The organism is Thermosyntropha tengcongensis, assembly GCF_055381335.1.
Window position 1 is genome coordinate 939,817 of sequence record NZ_AP042437.1, and the last position, 24,830, is coordinate 964,646.

Consider the following 24,830-nt stretch of genomic DNA (forward strand, 5'->3'; position numbering starts at 1 on the left):
CATGGGTAAAAGAATTTTAATAGTTGATGATGCAGCATTTATGAGGATGATGATTAAGGATATCTTAACCAAAAATGGCTATGAAGTAGTTGGAGAAGCCGAAAATGGACAGGTAGCAGTAGAAAAATACCAGGAATTAAAACCCGATCTGGTTACCATGGATATAACCATGCCGGAAATGGACGGCATAGCTGCAGTGAAGGCTATAAAAGCTATTGATCCTAATGCCAAGATAATTATGTGCAGTGCGATGGGGCAGCAGTCTATGGTTATTGATGCCATTCAGGCAGGAGCAAGAGATTTTATAGTTAAGCCGTTCCAGCCTGAAAGAGTACTGGAAGCGGTAAGCAAAGCTATTGACTAATTTGATGCCTGGATGTGAATAAAATGTTATCCCCCAAATATAAGAAGTATTTTGTTTTAATAGGAGTTCTGGTTTTGGTTTGTGTTCTGGCAGCTGATGTTCTGGCTGCTGATATGGAAAAACTGAACCAGGAACTGGATAAGCAAGATCAAATGCAGGTTAAAAGCCCGAGTTTGTTTTTAAGTTTTTTAAAACTGATTGTAGCTTTAGGGCTTATTATTGGGGCTGCCTGGGCAGTTTTGCAGCTTTTTAACCGCCAGATGAATTTAAGAACCCAGGGTACCTGGATTAATGTAGTTGACCAGGTGGTTCTGGGGCAAAACAGAGGAATTATACTCTGTGAAATAGGCGAAAAGCTTTATGCTTTGGGCGTAACTGACCACAACATAAATCTGCTTTTTGAGGTGAATAATCAAAAGCTTCTCGAAGAAGTTAGCCAGATGGACTACCAGATTCAGCTGGCCAATAATGCTAATAATATTTATCAGCAGATTAAATCTATAATAGATGGTCTGGCTAACAGGAGGCGAAAAGATAAGGCAGCAACCAGTAATTTTTCCAGTTTAATGGGAGAACAGATAAGAAAAATGCAGGAATTGAGCAAGCAATATGCCCAGAATGATGTAGAAGATGTTTACAGAAGAAGTGATAACCATGAATAAATTATTGAAATATAAAGTAGTTTGGACAGTTTCCCTTTTAACGCTGGGAGGAGTTTTATTTTTTGCTTTTCCTGCTTCAGCACAGCCTTTAACCATTCCAGAGGTTAATCTGCAGATCGGCGGGGGGACTGATAATCCGCAGAACTTATCTACTGTTTTGCAAATAATAATATTGATTACGGTACTGTCTCTAGCTCCCGCCATAGCAGTTTTGCTGACTTCTTTTACCAGGATAATAGTAGTTTTGTCTTTTGTCCGTACATCGCTTGCTACGCAGCAGATGCCGCCCAATCAGGTGTTAATTGGCCTTGCGCTTTTTTTGACTTTTTTTGTTATGGCTCCTACTTTCAGGGAAGTAAACGAACAGGCTTTAAATCCTTACTTACAGGGGAGAATAAATCAGGAAGAAGCCTTCAAGAAAGGGATGGAGCCTCTGCGGGAATTTATGCTTAAACAGACCAGGGAAAAAGACCTGGCTCTTTTTGTAAAAATGTCCGGCATGAAAAGGCCGCGCAATTTTGATGATATACCCAATTATGTGCTTATACCCGCTTTTGTTATAAGTGAGCTAAAGACAGCTTTTCAGATAGGTTTTATAATATTCGTCCCTTTTCTGGTAATTGATATGGTGGTGGCGAGTGCCTTGATGTCCATGGGTATGATGATGCTGCCTCCTATGATGATTTCCCTTCCGTTTAAGATATTGCTTTTTGTGCTGGTAGACGGCTGGAACCTGGTTATTCAGTCTCTTATCATGAGTTTTAAATAAGGAGGCTTGCTGGTGTACGAAGATATTGTCTTAGGCATAGCTCATCAAGCAGTTATGACAGTACTTTTGGTTTCAGCTCCTGTACTGGGAGCAGCTCTTTTAACCGGCCTTATTATAAGTATACTGCAGGCTACTACCCAGATGCAGGAAATGACATTGGTTTTTGTTCCCAAAATAATAGTGGTGCTGCTGGTAATTGTTTTATTTGGACCCTGGATGCTCAATATTTTGACCAGCTTTGCCCATAATCTTTGGGCAGCTATACCCCAGTTTATTTCTCTTTAATGGGCAGGAGTTATTATGGCTTTTTCTTTAGAAAGCTTTTTGTTGATACTGGCAAGGCTGTCTGGTTTGTTTCTGATAGCCCCCATTTTCAGCAGCCGCCAGATACCAGGTAGGGTAAAGATTTTGCTGCTGGTAGTATTATCGGCTACCATGGCTTATTTTATACCTGTAAAATATGCTTTTACTATTCCTAACGGGGCTTATTTTGTTGCTGCCTTGATAGTGGAAATGGCAGTCGGTTTTACTGTAGGCTTTGTAGCCTATGTAGTTTTTGCCGCCATTCAGCTGGCGGGGCAGATTATGGATATGCAGATGGGATTTGGAATTGTCAATGTGGTAGATCCTCAGACAGGCACCCAAATCCCCTTAATGGGAAACTTGACCCAGATGCTGGCTTTGTTGATATATCTTGGCATTAATGGACATCATTATCTGTTACAGGCGATAGCCCAAAGCTATAAGGTAATTCCTGTACTTGGCTTTCACTTTAATAGAGGTTTGTGGGATCTGCTGCTGGAAATAAGTGTTTATATGTTCGTTATCGGAGTGAAGATTGCTTTGCCTTTTCTGGCTGCCCTGCTTACCGCAGATGTGGCTATGGGGTTTATAGCTCGGACGGTACCGCAGATGAATGTTTTTATTGTTGGTTTGCCTTTGAAAATACTTTTGGGATTATTTACCCTTTTGGTTTTGCTTCCTCTCTATATATGGGTTTATGGGATACTTTTTGCCAGGTTTTTTGAATATCTGGATAATGTTATTATGGCCATGGGGTTATAGTTATGAAGTCAGAAGAGTTATTGCTTATAAACCTTCAGCTTTTTGCTGATGGAGATACCGGAGAAAAGACAGAACAGGCTACTCCCAGGCGGCGGGAAGAAGCCCGCAAAAAAGGCCAGGTTTTTAAAAGCAATGATTTAAACTCTGCTGTGGTACTGGTAGTAGGTACTGTAGCAGTATTTTTAACCTTTCCTTATATGCTGGAAAGTTTTAAAGCTTTTGCGACTGTTTTTATATTGGAGAGAGGCTTAAAAGAGTTTTCCAATCCTTATGCCCATCAGCTTTTGGTAGAGACTCTGTGGGCTACCGGAAAAATGATATGGCCTGTTTTCCTGGCTACTTTTTTGGCTGCCCTTTTGATTACTTATTTGCAGGTTGGTTTTGTAATGAGCGGTGAGCCGCTTATTCCAAAGCTGGAAAGATTAAATCCAGTAGAAGGCTTTAAGCGCATTTTTTCCAAGCGGGCTCTGGTAGAGCTTGTAAAATCTATTTTAAAAGTTGTGGTTACCGGATATATAGTATATGCAGTTATAAAAAAAGATTTTTTTATATTTGCCCACATGATAGATATGGAGCTTGTGGCCTGTATAAAAGCCATGAGCAGCATAATTTTTGAAATTGCTCTCAAAGTGGGGATAGTTTTTATAATCATTGGAGTACTGGATTACCTGTATCAGTGGTATGAATATGAAAAATCCCTTAAGATGAGCAAATATGATATAAAACAGGAATACAAGGAAACCGAAGGAGATCCCCAGATAAAGTCCAGACAGCGGCAGATTCAGCGTGAAGCAGCTATGCGAAGAATGATGGCAGAAGTGCCCAAAGCAGATGTAGTTATAACTAACCCTACCCATTTTGCAGTTGTTTTAAAGTATGAGGCAGAGAAGATGGATGCTCCTGTGGTGGTAGCTAAAGGTCAGGATTTTATAGCTTTAAAAATAAAAGAGGTGGCCAGACAGCATGATATCATAGTCGTGGAAAATCCTCCCCTGGCCCGTACTCTCTATTATACTGTGGATATAGGGGAACAGATTCCGGAAGAAATGTATCAGGCAGTAGCGGAAATATTAGCTTTCGTATATAAACAGAAGAAGGTTGTATAGCATAGCATTTTGGAGGATTTGTCCTTATGGAAGCAAGAGCAGGTTGGATGACTGTTTTACAGGAACGAAGCGATGTAGTGATAGCAGTACTGGTAGTAGGCATTGTTTTAATGATGCTTATTCCCATGAAGCCAGCTTTGCTTGATATATTGCTTACTTTTAACATATCTTTTGCCCTTATAATACTTATGGTTTCTATGTTTAATACTGATCCTCTCGAATTTTCTGTTTTTCCTTCCCTGCTTTTGATTATGACTTTATTCCGTTTAGCCCTTAATGTTTCTTCAACACGCTTGATTTTGCTCAATGCGGAAGCCGGGCAGGTTATCTATACCTTCGGTTCTTTCGTGGTAGGCGGAAATATGGTAGTAGGCATGGTTATTTTCCTTATACTGGTAGTGATTCAGTTTATTGTTATAACCAGGGGAGCTGAGAGGGTAGCGGAAGTAGCAGCTCGTTTTACTCTCGATGCTATGCCGGGAAAACAGATGGCTATTGATGCTGACCTTAATGCCGGGCTTATTGATGAACAGGGAGCCAAAGAAAGGAGACAGAAGATACAGAAAGAAGCTGATTTTTATGGTGCCATGGATGGTGCCAGCAAGTTTGTAAAGGGGGATGCCATTGCCGGTATAATAATAACCCTTATCAATATCATAGGTGGACTTATTATTGGTTTGGCTCAAAAAGGTTTTACTTTCGATAAAGCTATTCAGACCTATACTATACTTACAGTAGGGGATGGCCTGGTAACTCAGATACCAGCTCTCTTAATATCAACTGCTACCGGTATTGTAGTTACCAGAAGCGCTTCTAAATTCAGCCTGGGGAAAGAAGTGACTTCCCAGCTTTTCAGCCATCCCAAAGCGCTGGGGGTAGCAGCAGTAATATTGGCAGTTCTGGGGACTATAGGCTTGCCCAAAGTGCCTATGTATTCCCTGGCTCTTCTGTTCGGGTTGCTGTTTTTTGCTTTCAGGGCTTCTACGGCAGAAGTAGCTGAAGAAACGGAAAAAGAAGAGGTCAGGGAGGCTGAGGAAATCAAGCGTCCCGAAAATGTCATGGAACTTCTGCAGGTAGAAAAAATGGAACTGGAACTTGGCTATGGCTTAATACCTCTGGTAGATGCTGACCAGGGAGGAGATCTCCTGGAACGTATAGTCATGATAAGAAGACAGTGTGCTCTGGAACTTGGGTTTATTGTGCCTCCCATACGCATAAGGGATAATATGCAGCTCAAACCTAATGCTTATGTAATAAAAATTAAAGGCATGGAAATTTCTTCTGGAGAATTGGTGCTGGACAGTTATCTGGCTATAGGGGCTGATATAGAAAATGATGCTGAACTTCCCGGTATAGATACTGTGGAACCGGCATTTAAGCTGCCGGCGAAATGGATTGCCTCTGAACACAAAGATTTGGCAGAGATGAGAGGCTATACAGTAGTAGACCCTCCTTCCGTCCTGGCTACTCATCTTACTTCAGTTATCAAGGCTTATGCCCATGAGCTTTTGGGAAGGCAGGAAGTTCAGAATATGATAGATTTTGTAAAAGGACAGAACCCGGCAGTGGTAGAAGAACTTATACCTGATCTTATGAGTATAGGCGAAGTGCAGAAAGTGCTGGCCAATTTGCTTAAAGAGCAGGTTTCTATAAGGGATATGGTAACTATACTGGAAACCCTGGCAGATTATGCAAGACTGAGCCGGGATACGGATGTGTTAACTGAATATGTGCGGCAGGCTTTAAGAAGGCAAATAACCAGGCAGTATGCGGACCAAAATGGCGTTATAAAAGTTCTTACCCTTGATCCAGCTCTGGAAGATAAAATAAGGGAATCACTGCAGCAGAGTGAGTTCGGCTCTTATCTGGCTTTGGAACCTGAACTGGCCCAGATGCTTATAGAGAAATTAAACCTGTATTATCAGGATATGATGAGGCGGGGAATAAATCCCGTCCTGTTATGCCCTCCTGTCTTGAGGATTTATTTTAAACGTATGTTAGAAAGGTTTATAAGTAATTTTACGGTTCTTTCCTATAATGAGATTGATAATAGTGTTAATATAGAAGTGGTGGGGATGGTGGCAGTATGAAGATAAAAAAGTTTTTGGCCAAAGACTATCAGACGGCTCTTAAGATGGCTAAGGCAGAAATGGGACCTGATGCTATAATACTGCACACAGAAAAGGTAAAGAAGAAAGGTATTTTAGGCTTATTTTCCCCACCCCAGGTCCAAATTACGGTAGCGGTTGATGAAACTATAAAAGTAAGGACCGATAAAATAAGAGATAGTGTATCAATGCATAAAGAACCTGAAAAGAGGTGGGTTTTTGCTGCAGGAATGGAGGAAAACCAGGGACAAAATGAAAGCCTGTTGAAAGAGCTAAACATCATGAAATCGATGATGGAAGAGATACGCAATAAAATGTATGAGGTTGAGCTGGTAAAAGGGATGCCGGAAGAATTACAGAGGTTTTTTAATATGCTCCTTGATAATAATATCGACAAAGATATTGCCATCAATATCATAAACAAGGTTGAAAACAGGTTGCCGCGGGAAAAAATACATGACAAAATGTGGATAAGAGATTTGGTACTTGATGCTCTGGAAGAGTATGTAAAAGAGATAAGACCTATCGAAATAGATATTTGCCGCAAAGGAACAGTAATTATGCTGGTTGGCCCTACGGGAGTAGGAAAGACTACTACTATTGCCAAGCTGGCTGCTAATCTTACTTTCATGGACCGCAAAGAGGTAGCTCTTATAACCCTGGATACCTACAGGGTAGCAGCTGCTGAACAGCTGCGCACCTTTGCGGAAATTATTGGTATTCCCATAAGTGTAGTCTTTGATCAGGTGGAACTAAAAGAAGCGGTAGAAAAATATCGGGAAAAAGATGTGATTTTTATAGATACAGCTGGCCGCAGTCCGTACAATGATGAACAGATGGCAGAATTAAAGGAATATATTGAAGCTGCTTCTCCTGATGAGATTATCCTGGTATTAAGTGTTACCACTCAGAGCAGCGAACTTATAAATATATACAACCGTTTCAGCCTTTTTGATATAGATAAGGTAATATTTACCAAGGTTGATGAAGCAAGAAGCTACGGGCAAATTTTAAATACCATCTATGAAATAAGAAAACCTATTGCCTATATAACTAATGGCCAAAATGTACCTGATGATATAAAGGTTCCCGATTCTCTTTATTTAGCCAGAATGCTTCTGGGGAAGGATGAAGCATTATGAAGAGTCAAGCCGACAGGTTAAGAGAATTAGCCTTAACTGTGAGACAGCAGATCGAAAACGAAATATATACCAGTATAAAACATACCCGGGTGGTTGCAGTAAGCAGCGGCAAAGGGGGAACCGGCAAGAGCACTTTGGCTTTAAACCTGGCTATTGCCCTTTCCCGGCAGGGGAAAAAGGTTATCCTGTTAGATGCGGATATGGGTCTGGCTAATATAGATATTATGCTGGGTATTGTCCCTACCTATAATATTTACCATTTTGTCCAGGGAAAGAAATCGCTTAGAGAGATAATATTATCCCATCCCACAGGTATTGATATTATACCAGGAGGTTCTGGGATTACGGAACTGGCTAATTTGAACCGGGACCAGCTAAAAAGGATACTGATTGAACTTGGAGCTCTGGATGGGGAATATGATCTCATGATCATTGATACAGGAGCCGGGATATCCGATAATGTGTTATCGTTTTTGCTGGCTGCGGATGATGTGCTTATGATAACCACCCCGGAACCTACTTCCATTACTGATGCTTATGGAGTTGTGAAAGGCTTAAGCCAGCACAATTTTTCAGGTTCTTTATTTTTAGTAGTCAACAGGGTGGAAGCCTTAAGTGAAGGCTTATTGGTTGCTGAGAAATTTCAAATGGTTTGCAGTAAGTTTTTGAATTTAGATATAAGGTTTTTGGGGTATGTGGTAAATGATCCTATGATTAAGGAGGCTATAAAGAGACAGACTTGTTTTTTGAGTGCTTTTCCACAGAGTTTAGCTGCCCAGAATATTTATGATATTTCCTATAAACTGGTAGGCAGCGGCGTGAGTTTAGACAAAGGGGAGATGCCTAAAAGCGGTATAAGGGGCTTCTTTAGGAAGCTTATAAATTTCAGTAAATTACAGGGGGAATAAATTTTTTATGGAGGAGATACGGCTTAACCAGCTGGTAGAAATAGAGTATCAGGATGAGGATGAAGTAGAGTATCTATCCAGCAGGGTGGAAGAGATTGATGGAGATTATCTGCACCTGGCAGTTCCGATACGTAGAGGACAGCTGGTGCCTATGCATATTGGGCAGAAAATAAAAGTATGTTTTACCAGAGAAGATAATTCTTATGCTTTTACTACCAATATAATAGCCCGCAGGAGGGAACCGATACCGGTCCTTATTGTCAATAAGCCGGAAAAGATTGTGAAGATTCAGAGAAGAGCCTATGTAAGGATACCAGCCTCTATTCCTATAAATTACCGGCTGGTTCCCCAGGGGCAAAGTTTTGAATCCGGAATGACGGTTGATATAAGTGGGGGTGGAACTCTTTTTTTATCCAAGTCTAAATTAGAACCCGGACAGATACTGGAAGTGGAGATTTGTCTTCCCAACCGGCCCAAGGTGGTGTGTCAGGCGGAAGTCAAAAGATTTATTCCACCTGAAACAGGAGGGGCCAACACTTACAAAATTGCGGTGGAATTTAAAGATATAACAGAAAACCAGAGAGATCAAATTTTTAATTTTATTTTTGAAAAACAGCGGGAGTGGATTAAAAAGGGCCTCTTAAATGAGAAGAGGAGGTAAAAAGCTTGAAAAAAATCAGGGTGTTGGTGGTAGATGATTCTGCTTTCATGCGCAAGGTAATTTCTGACATAATTAACAGCGAACCAGATATGGAAGTCATTGACAAAGCAAGGGATGGCAATGAAGCAGTAGCCAAGGTAAAAGAGCTTAAACCGGATGTAGTAACTATGGATGTGGAAATGCCCAATTTAGATGGGCTTTCGGCTTTGGAAAAGATCATGAAGGAAGCTCCCACCCCGGTAGTCATGCTGAGCAGTGTAACTAAAAGTGGAGCCGAGCAGACTTTGAAAGCTTTGCAGTTAGGAGCAGTAGATTTTGTTACTAAGCCGTCCGGGCAAATATCCCTGGATATTAATAAAGTAAGAGAAGATATTGTCAGAAAAATAAAAATTGCGGCAGGTACTAAGAAAAATCTGGCGAATTTGAATAATATAATACAGGTAAAAGAAAAAAAAGATTCTGTATCTAAAGACAAGTTTACGGACTATAACAAAACCTTAAATAAGCTGGTAATAATCGGAACTTCTACCGGTGGTCCCAAAGCTTTGCACCAGGTTATTCCCAAGCTTCCCGCTGGTATTGACGCAGGTATTTTGGTAGTACAGCATATGCCTCCTGGTTTTACAAGGTCTTTGGCAGAGAGATTAGATTCTGTGTCAGAAATAAAGGTAAAAGAAGCAGAGGATGGCGAGAAAATTGTACCTGGATGTGCTTATATAGCACCGGGGGACCATCATTTGTGTGTAAAGGTGCGAAGTACAGCAGGAGGGAAGGAGCTTTTGATAGCGACTGATAGGACTATCCCCCCGGTTGGGGGCTTAAGGCCAGCTGTTGATGTAACTCTGGAATCAGTAGCCAGGAATTACTGGGGGCATATAGTAGCTGTTATTATGACCGGTATGGGACATGACGGGGCAGCAGGACTGCCGCTTATAAAAGAAAAGGGAGGCAAAATAATTGCCGAACATGAATCGACCTGCATCGTCTACGGAATGCCCAAGGCAGCTGTAGAGACCGGAAAAGTTGATAAAATCGTACCACTTTATGATATAAGTGATGAGATAGTCAAAATGCTCTAAAAAGGTTTTAAGTATTTTAAAGGGGTGGTAAATGTGAATATGGATATGTCCCAATATTTGGATGTTTTTCTGGAAGAGAGCAAAGAACATCTGGAGAATCTAAATCAAAAACTTTTGCAGTTAGAAAAAAATCGCAATGATATAGGGGCTTTAAACGAAATTTTTCGTGCTGCTCATACCCTGAAAGGCATGTCTTCTACCATGGGTTTTGAAGATCTGGCTGACCTTACCCATCATATGGAGAATGTTCTGTCAGATTTAAAAGAGGGGAAAATGGAAGTTGGCTCAGATATAGTAGATGTTCTTTTTAAATGCCTGGATCGTATCCAGTTAATTGTGGAACAGATTGAATCTACAGGTTCCGGAGTAATGGATAACAGTGATCTAATTGCGGTTCTGGAAAATGTCAAAAGCGGTTCTTATGAAGCAGCAGTAGAAAAAGAGATAATAAAGGCAGCTGATTTTTCAGAAAAGGCTGCTGAGCCTGAGGGGAGCGATAAAAGCAGTAAGTTTGCTTTTAATGACTATGATATAACCGTCCTGCGCGAAGCCAGCAGCAAAGGCATGAAGATATATTATATAAAGATAGCAGTTGATCCCGGCTGTCTTATGAAATCAGTGCGGGCTTTTATGGTTTTTAAGGCTTTGGAAGAAGAAGGGGAAGTAATAAAGTCTATTCCTGCTGCCCAGGAACTGGAAGAAGGAAAGTTTGATGAGGGTTTTGAGGTTTTTGTGATAACTTCTGCAGATAAAGAGAAATTAGTTAACAACTTAAATATTATATCCGAAGTTAAGATAGCCGAGATTGAGAAAATAGATATAGAAACCGTGTCTTCTTCAGCAGGTGACAGCAAAGCAGAGGTTAAGATGCATGATACCTCAGAACCAGAAGGTGAAACAGGGGATAGACTATCTGCGGAAAGTGTGGATAAGAAAAAACAGCAGCATAAGGTAAGGCAGACGGTGCGCGTAGATATTGAGCGTTTGGATAATTTGATGAATTTAGTTGGCGAGCTGGTAATGCATAAAGGCCGTCTGGAACAAATCGGGGCTGATGCGAAAATAGTGGAACTAAATGAGACTATTGAACAGATTGATCGCGTAACTGCTGATCTGCAGTCTGTAGTAATGAAGGTACGCATGGTTCCTATTGAACAGGTGTTCAACCGCTTTCCGCGCATGGTAAGGGATCTGGCTAAGGAATTAGACAAGGAAGTAGATTTTCTCATGGAAGGAAAAGAAACAGAACTTGACCGTACGGTAATCGATGAAATAGGTGATCCCCTGGTACACCTCCTGCGCAATGCAGTAGATCATGGCTTAGAACCAGCTGAGGAAAGAATAAAGAAAGGCAAGCCGGCGACAGGTACAGTAATGCTCAGAGCCAGGCATGAAGGGAACAATGTCTATATAGAGGTTGAGGATGATGGAGCAGGGATTGATATTGAAAAAGTAAAAAGAAAAGCAGTAGAAAAAGGGCTTATAACTGAAAAAGAAGCTGAAAAGATGGAGAGGGATGAAGCCATAGAACTTCTGTTTTATCCAGGCTTCAGTACTGCTAAAACGGTAACTGATATTTCAGGCCGTGGTGTAGGATTAGATGTAGTTAAAACCAAAATTGAATCCCTAAATGGGGAGATAGCGGTTGAAACTAAGCCAGATAAAGGCACCAAGTTTAAGATCAAGCTGCCTCTGACCCTGGCTATAATACAGGCACTGATGGTAGCTGTACGTGATGAAATATATGCGATACCTTTAAGTTCAGTTGACGAGACTACCATGATAACTAAGGATGATATTAAAGTTATTCAGGGACAGGAAGTAATGATGCTCAGGGGAAATATCCTTCCCATATTCCGTTTGGCTGAACTTCTGGAGACTCCTGGAGAAGCTGAAAATGAGGAAGAAATGTATGTAGTAGTAGTACGCAAGGCCGATCGTCAGATAGGATTGGTTGTTGATACATTGATTGGACAGCAGGAAATAGTGATAAAGTCTCTGGGCAAGCTTTTATCAGGTATACCAGGGATAGCAGGTGCTATTGTGGCGGGAGATGGCAATGTAAGGCTGATTCTGGATGTAGCCACATTATTTTAGTGAGGTGAAATCATGGATATGCATGCTAATTTAGATTTAAAAAATACTTATGGAGAAAATGAGGAAATTCAGGTAGTTGCTTTTAAACTGGGAAAGGAAGAGTATGCGGTAGATGTTTTAAGTGTGCAGGAAATCAACCGGCTGCTTAATATTACCCGTGTACCAAGGGTAGCCAAATATATTGAAGGGGTAGTAAATTTAAGAGGGAATATTATTCCTATAATAAATTTACATACCCGCTTTAATATTGAACCGGTAGGGGATGAAGAAGATAAGAGGATTATTGTGTTCCAGTTTGATGATACTAAAGCTGGTATAATTGTAGATGAAGTATCGGAAGTGTTAAGGCTTAATAAGCAGTATATTGAAGAAACCTCAAGGGTTTACAGTTCCATAAATACTGAACATATTAAAGGAATAGCAAAGGTAGACAACCGGCTTTTAATACTGCTTGATATAGCCAGGATTCTGGAAGCTTAGATTTTTAGGTGGTGAAATATGAATGGTAGATGATTTTAGCAAATTATCTGGACTGCAGCTGGATGCTTTAAAAGAGATTGGCAATATCGGAGCCGGAAATGCAGCTACGGCTTTGGCTCAGATGGTGAATTCCAAAATAGATATGAGTGTTCCCCAAGCCAGGATAATGCTTTTTTCTGAAGTTTCAGAACTGGTAGGAGGAGCTGACAAACATGTGGTGGGTATTTACCTGCGGGTAGAAGGATCAGCACCGGCCAGTATCCTGTTTGTTATACCAGTTGAACAGGCCTGTTTGCTGGTTGACATGCTTATGTATAAACCTCTGGGCACTACCACCATGGAAAACTTTGGGGATATGGAAATGTCGGCTATGATGGAATTAGGTAATATAATTTCGGCAACTTATCTGAATGCTTTGGCAGCTTTTACCGGATTAAAGCTTTTGCCATCAGTTCCTGCTTTGGGAATAGATATGGCAGGAGCCGTTATGGATGCTATTTTGGCTCAGTTTGGCGAAGTGGCTGATCATGTTTTGGTGCTGGAAACTGATTTTAAAAGGGAATCTGTAGACTTGATAGGCCATTTCATTCTGCTTCCTGAGCCTGGAGCACTTGATACCATACTAAAATCGCTTGGGGTGAGCATGTGATGAGCAAGATTATCCAGGTAGGGATGGCAGATTTAAAATTAGCCAAAGCTCCAGATAAACTTATGACTGCAGGTTTGGGCTCCTGTATAGGCATATGTGTACGGGATAAAAATAAGCAGCTGGGCGCTTTAGCTCACATTATGCTGCCTTTGAGTAGCCAGGCCAGAAATGCAGACAACAGGGCCAAATTTGCGGATACCGCCATAGAGCTGCTGGTAGAAGAGATGAAAAAAAATGGGGCTGACATTTCCAGGCTGGAAGCCAAGTTTGCCGGAGGAGCCCAGATGTTCAAGTTTTCCGGGGAAAGTGACATTATGAAAATAGGGCAGCGCAATGCAGCAGCAGTAGAAGAATATCTCCAAAAATATGGAATAAAGATACTGGCCAAGGATGTAGGGGGCAACTATGGGCGAACTATAACTTATGATCCAGCTACGGGAGATTTGCTGGTCAGGACTATTGGACATGGGGAGAGAATAATTTAGATGAACCCCGCTTATTTTAATGAACTTTGGATTCGCTATAAAGAACATGGTGATCTGGCAGCCAGGGAAGAAATTATTTTGCATTATGCCAGTCTGGTAAAATATGTAGCTAATCGCCTGGCGGTAAATTTATCTTCTCTGGTGGAAATAGATGAACTTTATTCTTATGGCATAGAAGGTTTGATTGATGCAGTTGAGAAGTTTGACCATAAGCGCAATATTAAATTTGAGACTTATGCGATTACCCGCATAAGGGGAGCCATGATTGATGGGTTAAGGTCTATGGACTGGGTTCCTGTTTCTATAAGACAAAAAAGCAAGGAATTAGAAAAGGTATACAGCAGGCTGGAAGCTAAACTGGGCCGGGCAGCTACGGATGAGGAAGTAGCAGAAGAAATGGGAATAGACCTGGAAAAGCTTAATAAAATGTTAAAAGAAGTGGCAGTTACTACGATAATATCACTAGATGATTTTTTAACAGGAGAAGAAGGGGACGAAAAGAAAAAACGGATTTCTGATATTATTGAAGATGCAGACAGCATAAATGCTCTAGAAATTCTTGAACTGACGGAAACCAAGGAGATACTGGCCAGAGCTATAGCCCGGTTGCCGGAAAAGGAAAAGCTGGTTATATACCTTTATTACTATGAAGGATTGACTTTAAAAGAGATAGGGGCAGTTTTAAATCTTTCTGAATCCCGCATATCACAGCTGCATACCAAAGCTATATTGAGGCTGAGAGGGAGTTTAAGCAAGAAAAAGCAGCAGATAATATAATGAGGGTGGGGATGGTGTATGTCAGAAAACCTGGAAAAAAATATGAATGAAGAAATAGACAGGGATGGCGAGGCGGAAATATTTATAACTAAAGACAAACTGCAGGCTTTTTTGCAGATATCCCCACCGCTGGGAAATGGAAAGCCCTGCACTCTGGAAAAAGTAAAAGAACTGCTGGCAGGAAAAAATGTAGTTTATGGCATTATTGAAGAAAATATAGAGAAGGCTTTACAGCCTGAAAACTGGGGAAAGAGGATTTTGATAGCCCAGGGGGAAGCTGCGCGCGACGGCAGTAATGCCAGGATTGTTTACCATTTTCCTCTGCCTGCAGAGAGAGTGGGGCCTAAAATTGACGAAAAAGGGCGAGCTGATTATTATGATTTAGGGCTTATACATAATGTTAAAATGGGAGATTTTCTGGCAGAAAAGATTCCCGCCACTGATGGGATAGCGGGAAGGGATATAACCGGTAAGGAAATTCCAGCCAGGAGAGGAAAAGATATACCCCTCCCCCGCGGGAAAAATACTATTGCTGATGAGGAGAACCTCCGCCTGTTTGCCGCTATAGACGGGAATGTAACTATTGTGGATAATAAGATTACTGTTTCGCCGGTTTTTCAGGTTAATGGCGATATAGACTATTCCACCGGAAATATAGATTTTGTAGGCAGTGTGGTTGTAAACGGCAATGTAAATACAGGTTTTAAAGTGCATGCTGCCGGGGATATTGAGATTAAGGGTTTTATAGAAGGAGCGGAAATTGTGGCTGGCGGCAATGTGGTAGTAAAAGGAGGTATTACTACTGGCCAGCGCGGCTTTGTGAAGGCAGGCGGAAATGTATATGCCAGGTTTATTGAGAATTCCAGGGTAGAAGCGGAAAATGACATAATAGTTAGAGAAGCTATAATACAATCATCGGTAAAGGCAGGAGGCAGTGTACGGGTAACAGACAAAAGGGCATCTATAATTGGAGGAATAGTGCAGGCCTGCAGGGAAGTGGAGGCCAAGTATATAGGTTCTCAACTGGCTACGCAGACGGTAATAGAAGTAGGGGTTAACCCTAAATACAGGCAGGAATACCAGCAGCTTTTCAAAAGTTTGCCGCAGAAAAGGAATACCTTTGAAAATATAAGCCACAACCTGCAGATTATCCAAAAATCGAATATATCACCTGATAAACTGGATCCCAAACGGAGAATTATGCTTATGAGATTATTGGAAGAATTTAAAACCTTGAAAAAAGAAATAGCGGAGATAGAAGAAAGGCTTGCCTTTTTGAGTGAAGAAATGCAGAAGGTGGCGGAAGCAAAAGTAAAGGTGTGGGAGATTGTATATCCTGGTGTTCGTATTACTTTGGGGCAGTCCATATATATAGTTGACAATCCGATAAAATACTCTGCTTTTGTTCTGGAGGAAGGGGAAGTGAGGTTGGCTCCGCTTAGTTAGGGAGAGGAGATGAGAGTATGACAATAAGGAGTATAGATATGCAGGTCCTGGTGCAGAAAATAGGTGAGGTGGCCAGGATAAAACAGGCGGAGCAGTCAGCATCCAATAACCGGCAGCAGGATTTTATAAACGGAATAACTCAGGATACGGTAAAGTACAGTAAAACGGTAAATCAAACGCTGCCTGGGGAAAAGAAGATTGTGAATGATAATGAGGAAAAGGATAGAAGAAGGAAGAGAAAAGAAGAAAAAAAAGAAGAGGATAAAAAAGATGATAAAAAAGATTGTAGATTAACTGAGAAAGGAAGCAATATAGATATCAAGATATAAGGTGGTGGCGGTTATCGTTATCTGGGTGCTTTCATTGGCTATAGTCCTGTTAGTTTTGGCTTTTATAAGTTTAAGCAGGCAAAAAAATTTTATGGAGAAGTATGCTAAAGATTTGGAAAACACTCTTAATGATGCCAGAAGGGTAAAGGAAGACCTGGATTTTCTTTTGGATAATGCGGTGAAAATATCGGAAAAGATAAATAGTGAACTGGAAGAAAAAATAAGATATAAAGAAGAGTTTATTAGTAAGCAAGAGAAAATAGAAAGTGGATATGAGATTGAAAGAAAGGAAGTTATAGATAATAAAGCTGAACGGATAAGAGTTTATCAAGCAGCACAATATTTAGGCATGGATAGCAGGAGGCTGCTTGGAATACTTAAGGAAATGGGATATGAAGTCACTAGTCAACTTAATATGATAGATGCTGGAGTATTGAACGAAATAAAAGAATTTATGGCTGGAAAGGGTACGCTGGATGGCAGAGGCGCGGAAGAAACAGGTAATAGGTATGATTTGCCAGATAAAAAAGATGATATATTAAATGAGTTAAAAAATGCTCATCCTTATATAGCTGTTCGCGTATTGCATGAGCGAGGTTATACTATAAAGGAAATAGCAAAATTTTTAGGCCGGGGACAGGGGGAAGTGCAGATTTTATTAAATTTAGCTTATAAAAATAAGGCTATCTAACAGGTGAAGTTTGATTTTAAGCTTCACCTGTTTGTTTTAATAATGATTTTAAAGGGTATATTATTAGTATAAAAAAGCTAAAATAAGAGGCTTTTATATTGCAAATAACGGAAGGCTTGTGGTATATTATCTTTTGGTATTACACACGCCGATGACTTCCTGAATGGTGCTTTCGCGTAGGAAGTCTTCAGGAAGGATGATTTGTGCGGAGGATAAAAACAAAAAGAGAGGAGGTGCGGTCGGTGTCAGTAATCAGCATGAAACAGCTCCTGGAGGCAGGAGTTCACTTTGGACACCAGACGCGCAGATGGAACCCTAAAATGGCTCCATATATTTATATGGAGAGAAATGGAATTTATATTATTGACCTTCAGCAGACGGTTAAGAAGTTTGATGAAGCTTATGAATTTATTAAGAGCGTAGTTGCTGAAGGCAAAGCAATCCTTTTTGTTGGTACCAAGAAGCAGGCTCAGGAAAGTGTAAAAGAAGAAGCTGAACGCTGTGGCATGTACTATGTTAATCAGCGCTGGCTGGGTGGTATGCTTACCAACTTTAAGACTATCCAAAAAAGGGTTCAGCGTCTTAGAGAACTGGAAAGAATGGAAGAAGAAGGCGCATTTGAAGTTCTGACCAAAAAAGAAGTTGCCAAACTGTTAAAGGAAAGGGAAAGATTAGAAAGATTTTTGGGCGGTATTAAAAATATGGACAAACTTCCGGGAGCTCTTTTTGTTGTTGATCCGCGGAAGGAAAAAATTGCTGTGGCTGAAGCTCGTAAACTTGGGATTCCTGTAGTTGCGATAGTTGATACTAACTGTGATCCAGATGAAGTGGACTATGTAATCCCTGGCAATGATGACGCTATCAGGGCGGTTAAGCTTATTACTTCTAAAATCGCGGATGCTGTTCTGGAAGCTAAACAGGGAGAACAAGTTACGGCTTAGTTTTTTAAGGTTTTAAGGGGTGAGTAGGTTTTGTCTTATGCACCCCTTTTCTTACGATTAAATTTTATTTTACTGGGAGGTAAATAATAGTGGAAATAACAGCGGCAATGGTGAAAGAACTGCGGGAAAGAACAGGCGCAGGCATGATGGATTGTAAAAAGGCCTTAATTGCGACTAATGGAGATATAGAGAAGGCTATTGATGAGCTTAGAACCAAAGGTTTAGCTAAAGCGGCTAAAAAAGCAGGCCGTATTGCCAGTGAAGGAATAGTAGCTTCTTATATTCATGGCGGAGGCAGAATAGGAGTTTTAGTAGAAGTAAACTGTGAAACGGATTTTGTGGCCAAAACCGATGAATTCAAGAGTCTGGTACATGACATTGCTATGCAGATTGCTGCTTCCAGTCCTGAATATGTAAGACGCGAAGAGGTTCCGGAAGAAGTAATAAACCATGAGAAAGAGATTTTGAAAGCTCAAGCCCTCGAAGAAGGCAAACCGGAAAAGGTTATCGAAAAAATGATTGAAGGACGTTTAGAAAAGTTCTTCAAAGAAAAATGCCTTTTGGAGCAGCCTTTTATAAAAGATCCTGACAAAACAGTTCAGGAACTGGTACATGAACATATTGCTAAGATTGGAGAAAATATCAACATAAGAAGATTTGTGCGCTATGAGGTAGGAGAAGGTATACAGAAGGAAGAAACCAACTTTGCAGCAGAAGTGATGGCACAGATTAAGGGTGAATAAGTAAACCATATATGATAATAAATATAAGTAGATTAAAAACGCTTGGGAGGTAATCTCTTGCAAAAGCCTAAATATAAAAGAGTAGTCTTGAAATTAAGTGGTGAGGCTCTGGCTGGGGATCAAGGATATGGAATAAGCCATGAGATAATAAATTCCATTGCTGAACAGGTAGTTGAGGTAGTACGTTTAGGTGTCCAGGTAGCTATTGTAGTTGGTGGAGGCAACATTTGGCGCGGAGTAGCTGGCAGTGCCCGGGGAATGGATAGAGCCACGGCTGATTATATGGGAATGCTGGCTACGGTTATAAATTCCTTGGCCCTGCAGGATGCTCTGGAAAAACTGGGTATGGAAACCCGGGTTATGTCAGCTATTGAAATGAAAGAAATTGCTGAGCCTTATATAAGGCGTAGAGCTATTCGCCATCTGGAAAAAGGGCGGGTAGTCATATTTGCGGCAGGGACTGGCAATCCTTATTTTTCCACGGATACAGCAGCTGCTTTGCGTTCAGCTGAAATAGAAGCTGAAGTAATATTAATGGCTAAAAAAGTTGATGGCGTATATGATTCTGATCCTCTTAAAAATCCGAATGCCAAAAAGTTTACGGACTTAGAGTATATAGAAGTTTTGAATAAAGGCTTAGGGGTTATGGATTCTACTGCCACTTCACTGTGTATGGATAACAAGATTCCTATAATCGTATTTGATTTGACCAAGAACGGGAATATCCTAAGGGCAGTGATGGGTGAAGAGATAGGTACGTATGTTGGGAGGTAAGGTTATGGTAAAAGATATTATTAATGATGCTGAGCAAAGGATGAAAAAAGCTATTGAACATTTAAAGCAGGATTTGGCTTCCCTGCGTGCAGGAAGGGCTAATCCAGCTATGCTTGATAAAGTTATGGTAAATTATTATGGTGCACCTACTCCCATAAATCAATTGGCCAATATTACAGTACCTGAAGCCAGGCTTCTTGTGGTTCAGCCGTGGGACAAAAGTGTTATTCCCGAAATAGAAAAAGCTATTATGAAATCTGATTTAGGGGTTACTCCTACCAATGATGGTAATGTAGTTAGAATAGCTATTCCCCAGCTTACTGAGGAAAGAAGAAAAGAGTTAGTCAAAGTGGCTAAAAAAAGAGCAGAAGATGCCAAGGTTGCGGTACGTAATATAAGACGTGAGGCTAATGATGAAATAAAGGCCAAGGAAAAAGAAAAAGCTATTTCGGAAGACGAGGCTAAAAAAGCAGCAGATGATATCCAGAAGCTTACCGATAAGTATATTAAAGATATTGATACTATATTCCAGGCCAAAGAAAAAGATATAATGGAAGTTTAAATAAGAAGTAGTTTGCTTAAAATATAAACAAGGTTATAATTATAATAAACCCCCAGTGTAATGGGGGTTTTATAATTTGAAATGAGGGAAGATGGGTAATGGTAGTGCCGAAAGAGGAAAAAACTTTAAATATGGAAAATAAATTACCCCGACATATTGCTATAATTATGGATGGAAACGGGCGCTGGGCTAAAAAAAGGCTGATGCCGCGTACTATGGGGCATCGTGCAGGCATGGGGGCTCTAAAAAGGGTAGTAAAGGCATGTGTTAAGTTAAATATACCGGTATTAACGGTTTTTGCTTTTTCTACTGAAAACTGGAAAAGGCCTCCGGAAGAAGTTAATTATTTAATGAAATTACTGGTGGAATTTGTAAATAAAGAATTGGCTGAATTACATGAGCAAAATATTCGTATTAATGTTTTAGGAGATTATTTGCCGCTTCCTGCTGAGTGCAGGATATCGATAGAAAAGGCAGTAAATTTGACCAAAAACAACAGCGGCATGACTTTAAATATTGCCCTAAACTATGGTGCCCGCTTTGAGATAATAAAAGCTGTAAAAGAAATAGGTGCGCTTATTAAAGAAGGAAGGCTTTCCCCAGAGGATATTGATGAAGATTTATTTTCTGATTTTCTATTCACCAGGGGGATGCCGGATCCTGATTTGGTTATACGTACAGCAGGTGAAATGCGGGTAAGCAATTTTTTATTATGGCAGATTGCTTATTCCGAGATATGGATAACCGATAAGTTGTGGCCAGATTTTTCAGAAGAAGACCTGCTAAAAGCTATAGATGACTATGGAAAAAGGGAAAGAAGATTTGGAGGACTAAATACAAAGGAAACAGGTGAAGAAAATGCTTAAAGAAAGGGTAATAAGTGCTATAATAGGCATTCCGCTGATAATAGGGGTTCTTTATTTAGGAGGTATATGGTGGGAATCTTTCTTCCTGCTGCTTGGAATTATTGGACTTTGGGAAATATACCGGATGATGAAAAGGAAAGGACTTACTCCTTTATGGATTCCAGGTTATCTTTGTATGTTAGTTTTATTCTGGCAGAGCAGGATGGATTATAATGAATTAATATTTTTGGTTACCCTGGTTTTAGCAATAACTATCATATGGAGTGTGACAAATTTCTCCCGTATTAATTTTGATGCTGCTGCTTTAAGTTTTTTTGCTGCTGCATATGTCGGGATTTTACTTAGCTATTCTTTGAAAATACAGTCTTTTGAACAAAGTTTTGTTATTATGCTCCTAACTTTTATCTTGACCTGGTGCAGTGATATTGGAGGATATATTTTTGGGAAAAAATGGGGAAAACATAAGATGACTCCTGTATTAAGCCCCAGGAAAACATGGGAGGGAGCTTTGGGGGGAATAGTATTATGTGTTTTAGCCTCTTTATTGTTTTTTAAATTTGTTCCCTATCATAAATTTTCTTACGGTTATATTTTTCTATTGGGGTTTTTATCCAGCATCATGGCTCAGTTTGGTGACCTTTTTGCCTCCAGCATAAAAAGATATTTTGACGTAAAAGATGCAGGTTATATCATTCCTGGACATGGCGGGGTGCTGGATCGATTTGATAGTTTTATGCTGGTTTTACCGGTAGTTTATTATTTTTTTACTTTTTTGGGTCTGAGCTGAAAGCGAGGGGATAAGTTTGGAACCTGAACTTTTAAGGTATCTGAAGATCCTTACCAAATTGGCTATTTTTGTAATGGGGCTGGTAGCCTTTTATTTGCTGTTTGTTTATATTTTCCCGGTAGTGGGGAGACTTCTTTCTTATATTCCAGCTTTGTTTATGCCCTTTATAATTGCAGTTGTAATGGCAGTAATAATTGAACCTGTGGTAAATATTTTTGAGACGAAGTTCAGGTTTAAAAGGAGCATTGCGGTAATAATGAGCCTGCTGCTGGTAGTAGGTGGTACTATATATATAATTTCTTTATTAATTGCTAAAATAGTAAGGGAAATTTCAGGTATGCTTCCTGAGCTTACCGGATATTCTGATCAGATAACCAATAATGTAGTTAATGCTGTAAGTGATATACGGCTCTGGTATTTGCGCTTGAATATCCCTCCCGAATTACAAAGTTCTATCCAGCAAAATCTGCAAAACAGTTTAAAGGTACTGGAAAACTTAATGGGGCAAAGTGCTAATTTTTTGGTAAAAATACTTACTATGCTGCCTGACTTTTTTATTTTTTTAATAATCGCTATGGTGGCTACTTATTTTATTATCAAGGACAGAGCGCTTATACGGATATTCTTTTTCAAGTTTATTCCAGGCAGAGCCCATTCCAAAACCAGAAGTGTGGTAGCCCAGCTTTTTACTGCTTTGACTGGCTTTTTAAAGGCTTACAGTATTTTGATATCTATAACTGCCATTATTACTATGATAGGGCTTAAAATTTTAGGGGTAAAGTATATAATTACAATAGGAATAATCGTGGGACTTTTAGATATTTTGCCGGTATTGGGACCAGGCGCTTTCTTTGTACCATGGATAATATGGCTTTTTATTACTGGAAGCAATAAATTGGCCATAGGTGCTTTGCTGTTATATATAGTTATTTCGGCAGTAAGGCAATTTTTGGAACCGAAAATTGTAGGAGACAATATAGGATTGCATCCTCTGGCCACTTTATTTTCCCTTTATGTAGGGCTGAAATTAGGTGGAGTGGGGGGCATGATTTTGGGACCTGTTTTAATGGTGGTGCTGATTGCCAGTTATAAAGCAGGGGTTTTTGATAATATTAAATGGAGGCCGACTTCATGAAAAGCGAAAAGGCAATAAACTTGGCTATCCTGGGATCTACTGGCTCTATCGGCAGGCAGGCTTTGGAGGTAGTTGATAAATATCCTGAAAGATTTAAAGTAGTGGCCCTGGCTGCCAAAAACGAGCTTTTGCAACTGGAGGAACAGATTGTAAAGTATAAACCGAAGGCAGTTGCCGTCGATGATAATTATGTTTATCAAGAGTTAAAAGCTTTCTGCCCTTCTAAAAAAGTAGAATTAAAATATGGAATAGAAGGCATGTGTGAGCTGGCAAGTTTAGAAGAAGTTGATTTTGTCCTGGTGGCAGTAAGCGGAGCAGTAGGCATAAGACCAACCCTGGCTGCTGTAGATGCCGGCAAACGTATCGGGCTTGCCAATAAAGAAACCCTGGTAGTAGCTGGAGACATCGTAATGCAGAAAGCTTCGGAAAAAGGAGTAAAGATTATACCGGTGGACAGTGAGCATTCGGCTATTTTTCAATGCCTGAAAGGGGAAGAGAACAATTTAAAAAAGATTTGGCTCACTGCTTCAGGAGGACCTTTTCGGGATTTCAGCCAGGAAGATTTGCAAAAGGTAACTGTTGATATGGCTTTAAAACATCCGAACTGGAAAATGGGGCCCAAGATTACAGTGGATTCAGCTACCCTTATGAATAAAGGGCTGGAGGTTATAGAAGCTCATCACCTTTTCCGCCTGGATTATGATAAAATTGAAGTATTAGTTCATAAAGAAAGTATAATCCATTCTATGGTAGAACTAATAGATGGCTCTTTCATTGCTCATCTGGGAGTTCCTGATATGCGTATACCTATTCAGTATGCTTTGACTTATCCGGAAAGGCTTGTTTCCTGTGCGGATCCTCTAGACTTTTTTGAGGTTAAAGCACTGCATTTTGAAAGGCCTGATCGGATAAGGTTCCCGGCTCTGGATTTGGCTTATCAGGCGGGAATAACTGGGGGAAGTATGCCGACGGTTTTGAATGCAGCCAATGAAGTTGCAGTATCATCATTTCTTATGGGGAAAATAGGATTTCTCTTAATACCTGTCATAGTAGAAAAGGTTATGCAAAAACATAACCCTCTTTTAAGCCCCAGCCTGGAAGAGATTTTTATGATTGATGAATGGGCGCGTAAGGAAGCTGAATATCTGGTTTTTAAGGAGGCTGCAAGGTGACAGTTATAACTACATTAATTATTATTGCGGTTCTTATTTTGGTACATGAATGGGGACATTTTATAGTTGCCCGTCGTATTGGAATACCGGTATATGAATTTAGTTTGGGATTTGGTTATAAACTTTTTTCTTTTAAAAAAGAAGGGGTAGAGTATTCATTAAGGCTTATACCTTTAGGAGGATTTGTGCGTATGGCTGGAGAAGAGCCGGGTGATCACAGCGACCCTAACGGATTCAGCAACCGGACTCCTCTGGAAAAGATGGGGGTAGCTTTTGCCGGGCCTTTTATGAATTTTATTTTAGCTGTCCTTATATTTGTATATATTTATACTTTTATCGGTATACCACATGCTTCAGATGAACCGGTGCTGGGTAAAGTAATAGCTGGAAAACCGGCCTATAAAGCAGGTTTAAAAGAAAATGACCGCATAATTGAAGTAAACGGGGAGAGGATTAAAACCTGGGAAGAATTTACTGAAAAAGTAGCTTCGACACCAGAAGGAAGTTATGTGTATTTATTGGTAAAGAGGCAGAATGAATTTATAAATGTAAAAGTAAAGCCAATAAGGAATGAAGCTAATGGGACTCCTATTATAGGGGTTATGAATAAAATGACTTATACCAGGCAGAATATTATAGATTCTATTGCTATCGGTTTAAAACAGACCTATCAGCTCACCGTTCTTTTGCTTTCCGGTTTGTGGCTTATGATTACAGGGGGAGCTTCGGCTGCCGATCTGGCAGGTCCCGTAGGTATTACCAAATTGGTAGGGGAGGCAGCTCAGGTAGGAACTGTATTTCTTCTGAGTTTTACCGCATTTTTAAGCATAAATTTAGGCATATTAAATCTGCTGCCTATACCAGCTCTGGATGGAAGCCGGATTGTTTTTGCCCTGCTTGAGCTTATAAGGAAAAAACCGATTGAACCGGATAAAGAAGGGTTTATTCACTGGCTGGGTTTTATTTTCCTTATGCTTTTGATAATAATTGTAACTTATAATGATATAGTAAAGCTTATAAGAGGATGATGAC

General features: G+C 40.2%; 28 protein-coding genes. All 28 read left to right on the forward strand.

The annotated features are described in order from the left end of the window. Nucleotide 1 precedes the first annotated feature (1 nt). Nucleotides 2-364, forward strand: coding sequence for a response regulator (locus tag ACZ42E_RS04490; RefSeq protein ID WP_464893253.1), 363 nt, complete (start codon nt 2-4; stop codon nt 362-364). Nucleotides 365-387: 23 nt separating this feature from the next. Beyond that, nucleotides 388-1,026: a flagellar biosynthetic protein FliO gene (gene fliO / locus ACZ42E_RS04495; RefSeq protein WP_464893477.1), complete on the forward strand. Its 639-nt coding sequence runs from the start codon at nt 388-390 to the stop codon at nt 1,024-1,026. Beyond that, nucleotides 995-1,795 carry a flagellar type III secretion system pore protein FliP gene (gene fliP, locus ACZ42E_RS04500; protein ID WP_464893254.1) on the forward strand — a complete coding sequence of 267 codons (801 nt, stop codon included), beginning with the start codon at nt 995-997 and terminating at the stop codon, nt 1,793-1,795. The genes fliO and fliP overlap by 32 nt, the downstream gene beginning before the upstream one ends. 12 nt (nt 1,796-1,807) lie before the next feature. Beyond that, a complete protein-coding gene (fliQ, locus tag ACZ42E_RS04505; protein WP_464893255.1) occupies nt 1,808-2,080 on the forward strand; it encodes a flagellar biosynthesis protein FliQ in 273 nt (90 codons plus the stop codon). A gap of 15 nt (nt 2,081-2,095) precedes the next feature. After that, on the forward strand, nt 2,096-2,860 hold the full coding sequence (gene fliR / locus ACZ42E_RS04510; protein ID WP_464893256.1) for a flagellar biosynthetic protein FliR: 765 nt from the start codon (nt 2,096-2,098) through the stop codon (nt 2,858-2,860). A 2-nt stretch (nt 2,861-2,862) separates the two neighbouring features. Next, a complete protein-coding gene (flhB, locus tag ACZ42E_RS04515; protein ID WP_464893257.1) occupies nt 2,863-3,966 on the forward strand; it encodes a flagellar biosynthesis protein FlhB in 1,104 nt (367 codons plus the stop codon). Between the two features lie 26 nt (nt 3,967-3,992). Continuing rightward, the gene (gene flhA, locus ACZ42E_RS04520; RefSeq protein ID WP_464893258.1) at nt 3,993-6,056 is read left to right on the forward strand and encodes a flagellar biosynthesis protein FlhA; all 2,064 of its coding nucleotides are present in this window, start codon (nt 3,993-3,995) and stop codon (nt 6,054-6,056) included. Further along, a complete protein-coding gene (flhF, locus tag ACZ42E_RS04525; RefSeq protein ID WP_464893259.1) occupies nt 6,053-7,216 on the forward strand; it encodes a flagellar biosynthesis protein FlhF in 1,164 nt (387 codons plus the stop codon). Before flhA ends, flhF begins: the two co-directional genes overlap by 4 nt. Continuing rightward, nucleotides 7,213-8,124, forward strand: a complete 912-nt coding sequence (locus ACZ42E_RS04530; RefSeq protein WP_464893260.1) for a MinD/ParA family protein — start codon at nt 7,213-7,215, stop codon at nt 8,122-8,124. The genes flhF and ACZ42E_RS04530 overlap by 4 nt, the downstream gene beginning before the upstream one ends. Nucleotides 8,125-8,131: 7 nt before the next feature. Then, nucleotides 8,132-8,785: a flagellar brake protein gene (locus ACZ42E_RS04535; RefSeq protein ID WP_464893261.1), complete on the forward strand. Its 654-nt coding sequence runs from the start codon at nt 8,132-8,134 to the stop codon at nt 8,783-8,785. Nucleotides 8,786-8,790: 5 nt separating this feature from the next. Continuing rightward, the gene (locus tag ACZ42E_RS04540) at nt 8,791-9,864 is read left to right on the forward strand and encodes a protein-glutamate methylesterase/protein-glutamine glutaminase (RefSeq protein ID WP_464893262.1); all 1,074 of its coding nucleotides are present in this window, start codon (nt 8,791-8,793) and stop codon (nt 9,862-9,864) included. 39 nt (nt 9,865-9,903) lie between these two features. Then, the gene (locus tag ACZ42E_RS04545) at nt 9,904-11,961 is read left to right on the forward strand and encodes a chemotaxis protein CheW (RefSeq protein ID WP_464893478.1); all 2,058 of its coding nucleotides are present in this window, start codon (nt 9,904-9,906) and stop codon (nt 11,959-11,961) included. 12 nt (nt 11,962-11,973) lie between these two features. Further along, nucleotides 11,974-12,441, forward strand: a complete 468-nt coding sequence (locus ACZ42E_RS04550; RefSeq protein ID WP_464893263.1) for a chemotaxis protein CheW — start codon at nt 11,974-11,976, stop codon at nt 12,439-12,441. A 22-nt stretch (nt 12,442-12,463) separates the two neighbouring features. Further along, complete coding sequence (locus ACZ42E_RS04555) at nt 12,464-13,090, forward strand: chemotaxis protein CheC (protein ID WP_464893264.1); 627 nt, start codon at nt 12,464-12,466, stop codon at nt 13,088-13,090. Beyond that, nucleotides 13,090-13,575, forward strand: a complete 486-nt coding sequence (locus ACZ42E_RS04560; protein ID WP_464893265.1) for a chemotaxis protein CheD — start codon at nt 13,090-13,092, stop codon at nt 13,573-13,575. Before ACZ42E_RS04555 ends, ACZ42E_RS04560 begins: the two co-directional genes overlap by 1 nt. Beyond that, nucleotides 13,576-14,352, forward strand: a complete 777-nt coding sequence (locus ACZ42E_RS04565) for a FliA/WhiG family RNA polymerase sigma factor (protein WP_464893266.1) — start codon at nt 13,576-13,578, stop codon at nt 14,350-14,352. 18 nt (nt 14,353-14,370) lie between these two features. Continuing rightward, nucleotides 14,371-15,798 carry a DUF342 domain-containing protein gene (locus tag ACZ42E_RS04570; protein WP_464893267.1) on the forward strand — a complete coding sequence of 476 codons (1,428 nt, stop codon included), beginning with the start codon at nt 14,371-14,373 and terminating at the stop codon, nt 15,796-15,798. Nucleotides 15,799-15,815: 17 nt separating this feature from the next. Then, the gene (locus ACZ42E_RS04575; RefSeq protein WP_464893268.1) at nt 15,816-16,127 is read left to right on the forward strand and encodes a hypothetical protein; all 312 of its coding nucleotides are present in this window, start codon (nt 15,816-15,818) and stop codon (nt 16,125-16,127) included. A gap of 1 nt (nt 16,128) precedes the next feature. Then, complete coding sequence (locus ACZ42E_RS04580) at nt 16,129-16,818, forward strand: hypothetical protein (protein WP_464893269.1); 690 nt, start codon at nt 16,129-16,131, stop codon at nt 16,816-16,818. A 242-nt stretch (nt 16,819-17,060) separates the two neighbouring features. Continuing rightward, on the forward strand, nt 17,061-17,759 hold the full coding sequence (gene rpsB / locus ACZ42E_RS04585; protein WP_464893270.1) for a 30S ribosomal protein S2: 699 nt from the start codon (nt 17,061-17,063) through the stop codon (nt 17,757-17,759). A gap of 86 nt (nt 17,760-17,845) precedes the next feature. Next, on the forward strand, nt 17,846-18,502 hold the full coding sequence (gene tsf / locus ACZ42E_RS04590) for a translation elongation factor Ts (RefSeq protein WP_464893479.1): 657 nt from the start codon (nt 17,846-17,848) through the stop codon (nt 18,500-18,502). A gap of 57 nt (nt 18,503-18,559) precedes the next feature. Then, entirely contained in the window at nt 18,560-19,276 is a 717-nt protein-coding gene (pyrH, locus tag ACZ42E_RS04595; RefSeq protein WP_464893271.1) for a UMP kinase, read from the forward strand. Between the two features lie 4 nt (nt 19,277-19,280). After that, a complete protein-coding gene (frr, locus tag ACZ42E_RS04600) occupies nt 19,281-19,838 on the forward strand; it encodes a ribosome recycling factor (RefSeq protein WP_464893272.1) in 558 nt (185 codons plus the stop codon). Nucleotides 19,839-19,936: 98 nt separating this feature from the next. Continuing rightward, a complete protein-coding gene (locus tag ACZ42E_RS04605; RefSeq protein ID WP_464893273.1) occupies nt 19,937-20,704 on the forward strand; it encodes an isoprenyl transferase in 768 nt (255 codons plus the stop codon). Further along, complete coding sequence (locus tag ACZ42E_RS04610) at nt 20,697-21,491, forward strand: phosphatidate cytidylyltransferase (protein ID WP_464893480.1); 795 nt, start codon at nt 20,697-20,699, stop codon at nt 21,489-21,491. The genes ACZ42E_RS04605 and ACZ42E_RS04610 overlap by 8 nt, the downstream gene beginning before the upstream one ends. 16 nt (nt 21,492-21,507) lie before the next feature. Further along, nucleotides 21,508-22,626 carry a sporulation integral membrane protein YtvI gene (ytvI, locus tag ACZ42E_RS04615; protein WP_464893274.1) on the forward strand — a complete coding sequence of 373 codons (1,119 nt, stop codon included), beginning with the start codon at nt 21,508-21,510 and terminating at the stop codon, nt 22,624-22,626. Continuing rightward, nucleotides 22,623-23,798: a 1-deoxy-D-xylulose-5-phosphate reductoisomerase gene (locus ACZ42E_RS04620; protein ID WP_464893275.1), complete on the forward strand. Its 1,176-nt coding sequence runs from the start codon at nt 22,623-22,625 to the stop codon at nt 23,796-23,798. The genes ytvI and ACZ42E_RS04620 overlap by 4 nt, the downstream gene beginning before the upstream one ends. Further along, entirely contained in the window at nt 23,795-24,826 is a 1,032-nt protein-coding gene (gene rseP / locus ACZ42E_RS04625) for an RIP metalloprotease RseP (protein WP_464893276.1), read from the forward strand. The genes ACZ42E_RS04620 and rseP overlap by 4 nt, the downstream gene beginning before the upstream one ends. Nucleotides 24,827-24,830 lie beyond the last annotated feature (4 nt).

What these genes read in the sequence shown, in the direction of transcription:
- ACZ42E_RS04490 (WP_464893253.1), top strand. Translation starts at nt 2, where the DNA reads ATGGGTAAAAGAATTTTAATAGTTGATGATGCAGCATTTATGAGGATG.
- fliO (WP_464893477.1), top strand. Translation starts at nt 388, where the DNA reads ATGTTATCCCCCAAATATAAGAAGTATTTTGTTTTAATAGGAGTTCTG.
- fliP (WP_464893254.1), top strand. Translation starts at nt 995, where the DNA reads ATGTTTACAGAAGAAGTGATAACCATGAATAAATTATTGAAATATAAA.
- fliR (WP_464893256.1), top strand. Translation starts at nt 2,096, where the DNA reads ATGGCTTTTTCTTTAGAAAGCTTTTTGTTGATACTGGCAAGGCTGTCT.
- flhB (WP_464893257.1), top strand. Translation starts at nt 2,863, where the DNA reads ATGAAGTCAGAAGAGTTATTGCTTATAAACCTTCAGCTTTTTGCTGAT.
- flhA (WP_464893258.1), top strand. Translation starts at nt 3,993, where the DNA reads ATGGAAGCAAGAGCAGGTTGGATGACTGTTTTACAGGAACGAAGCGAT.
- flhF (WP_464893259.1), top strand. Translation starts at nt 6,053, where the DNA reads ATGAAGATAAAAAAGTTTTTGGCCAAAGACTATCAGACGGCTCTTAAG.
- ACZ42E_RS04530 (WP_464893260.1), top strand. Translation starts at nt 7,213, where the DNA reads ATGAAGAGTCAAGCCGACAGGTTAAGAGAATTAGCCTTAACTGTGAGA.
- ACZ42E_RS04535 (WP_464893261.1), top strand. Translation starts at nt 8,132, where the DNA reads ATGGAGGAGATACGGCTTAACCAGCTGGTAGAAATAGAGTATCAGGAT.
- ACZ42E_RS04545 (WP_464893478.1), top strand. Translation starts at nt 9,904, where the DNA reads ATGGATATGTCCCAATATTTGGATGTTTTTCTGGAAGAGAGCAAAGAA.
- ACZ42E_RS04550 (WP_464893263.1), top strand. Translation starts at nt 11,974, where the DNA reads ATGGATATGCATGCTAATTTAGATTTAAAAAATACTTATGGAGAAAAT.
- ACZ42E_RS04555 (WP_464893264.1), top strand. Translation starts at nt 12,464, where the DNA reads ATGGTAGATGATTTTAGCAAATTATCTGGACTGCAGCTGGATGCTTTA.
- ACZ42E_RS04560 (WP_464893265.1), top strand. Translation starts at nt 13,090, where the DNA reads ATGAGCAAGATTATCCAGGTAGGGATGGCAGATTTAAAATTAGCCAAA.
- ACZ42E_RS04565 (WP_464893266.1), top strand. Translation starts at nt 13,576, where the DNA reads ATGAACCCCGCTTATTTTAATGAACTTTGGATTCGCTATAAAGAACAT.
- ACZ42E_RS04570 (WP_464893267.1), top strand. Translation starts at nt 14,371, where the DNA reads ATGTCAGAAAACCTGGAAAAAAATATGAATGAAGAAATAGACAGGGAT.
- ACZ42E_RS04575 (WP_464893268.1), top strand. Translation starts at nt 15,816, where the DNA reads ATGACAATAAGGAGTATAGATATGCAGGTCCTGGTGCAGAAAATAGGT.
- frr (WP_464893272.1), top strand. Translation starts at nt 19,281, where the DNA reads ATGGTAAAAGATATTATTAATGATGCTGAGCAAAGGATGAAAAAAGCT.
- ACZ42E_RS04605 (WP_464893273.1), top strand. Translation starts at nt 19,937, where the DNA reads ATGGTAGTGCCGAAAGAGGAAAAAACTTTAAATATGGAAAATAAATTA.
- ACZ42E_RS04610 (WP_464893480.1), top strand. Translation starts at nt 20,697, where the DNA reads ATGCTTAAAGAAAGGGTAATAAGTGCTATAATAGGCATTCCGCTGATA.
- ACZ42E_RS04620 (WP_464893275.1), top strand. Translation starts at nt 22,623, where the DNA reads ATGAAAAGCGAAAAGGCAATAAACTTGGCTATCCTGGGATCTACTGGC.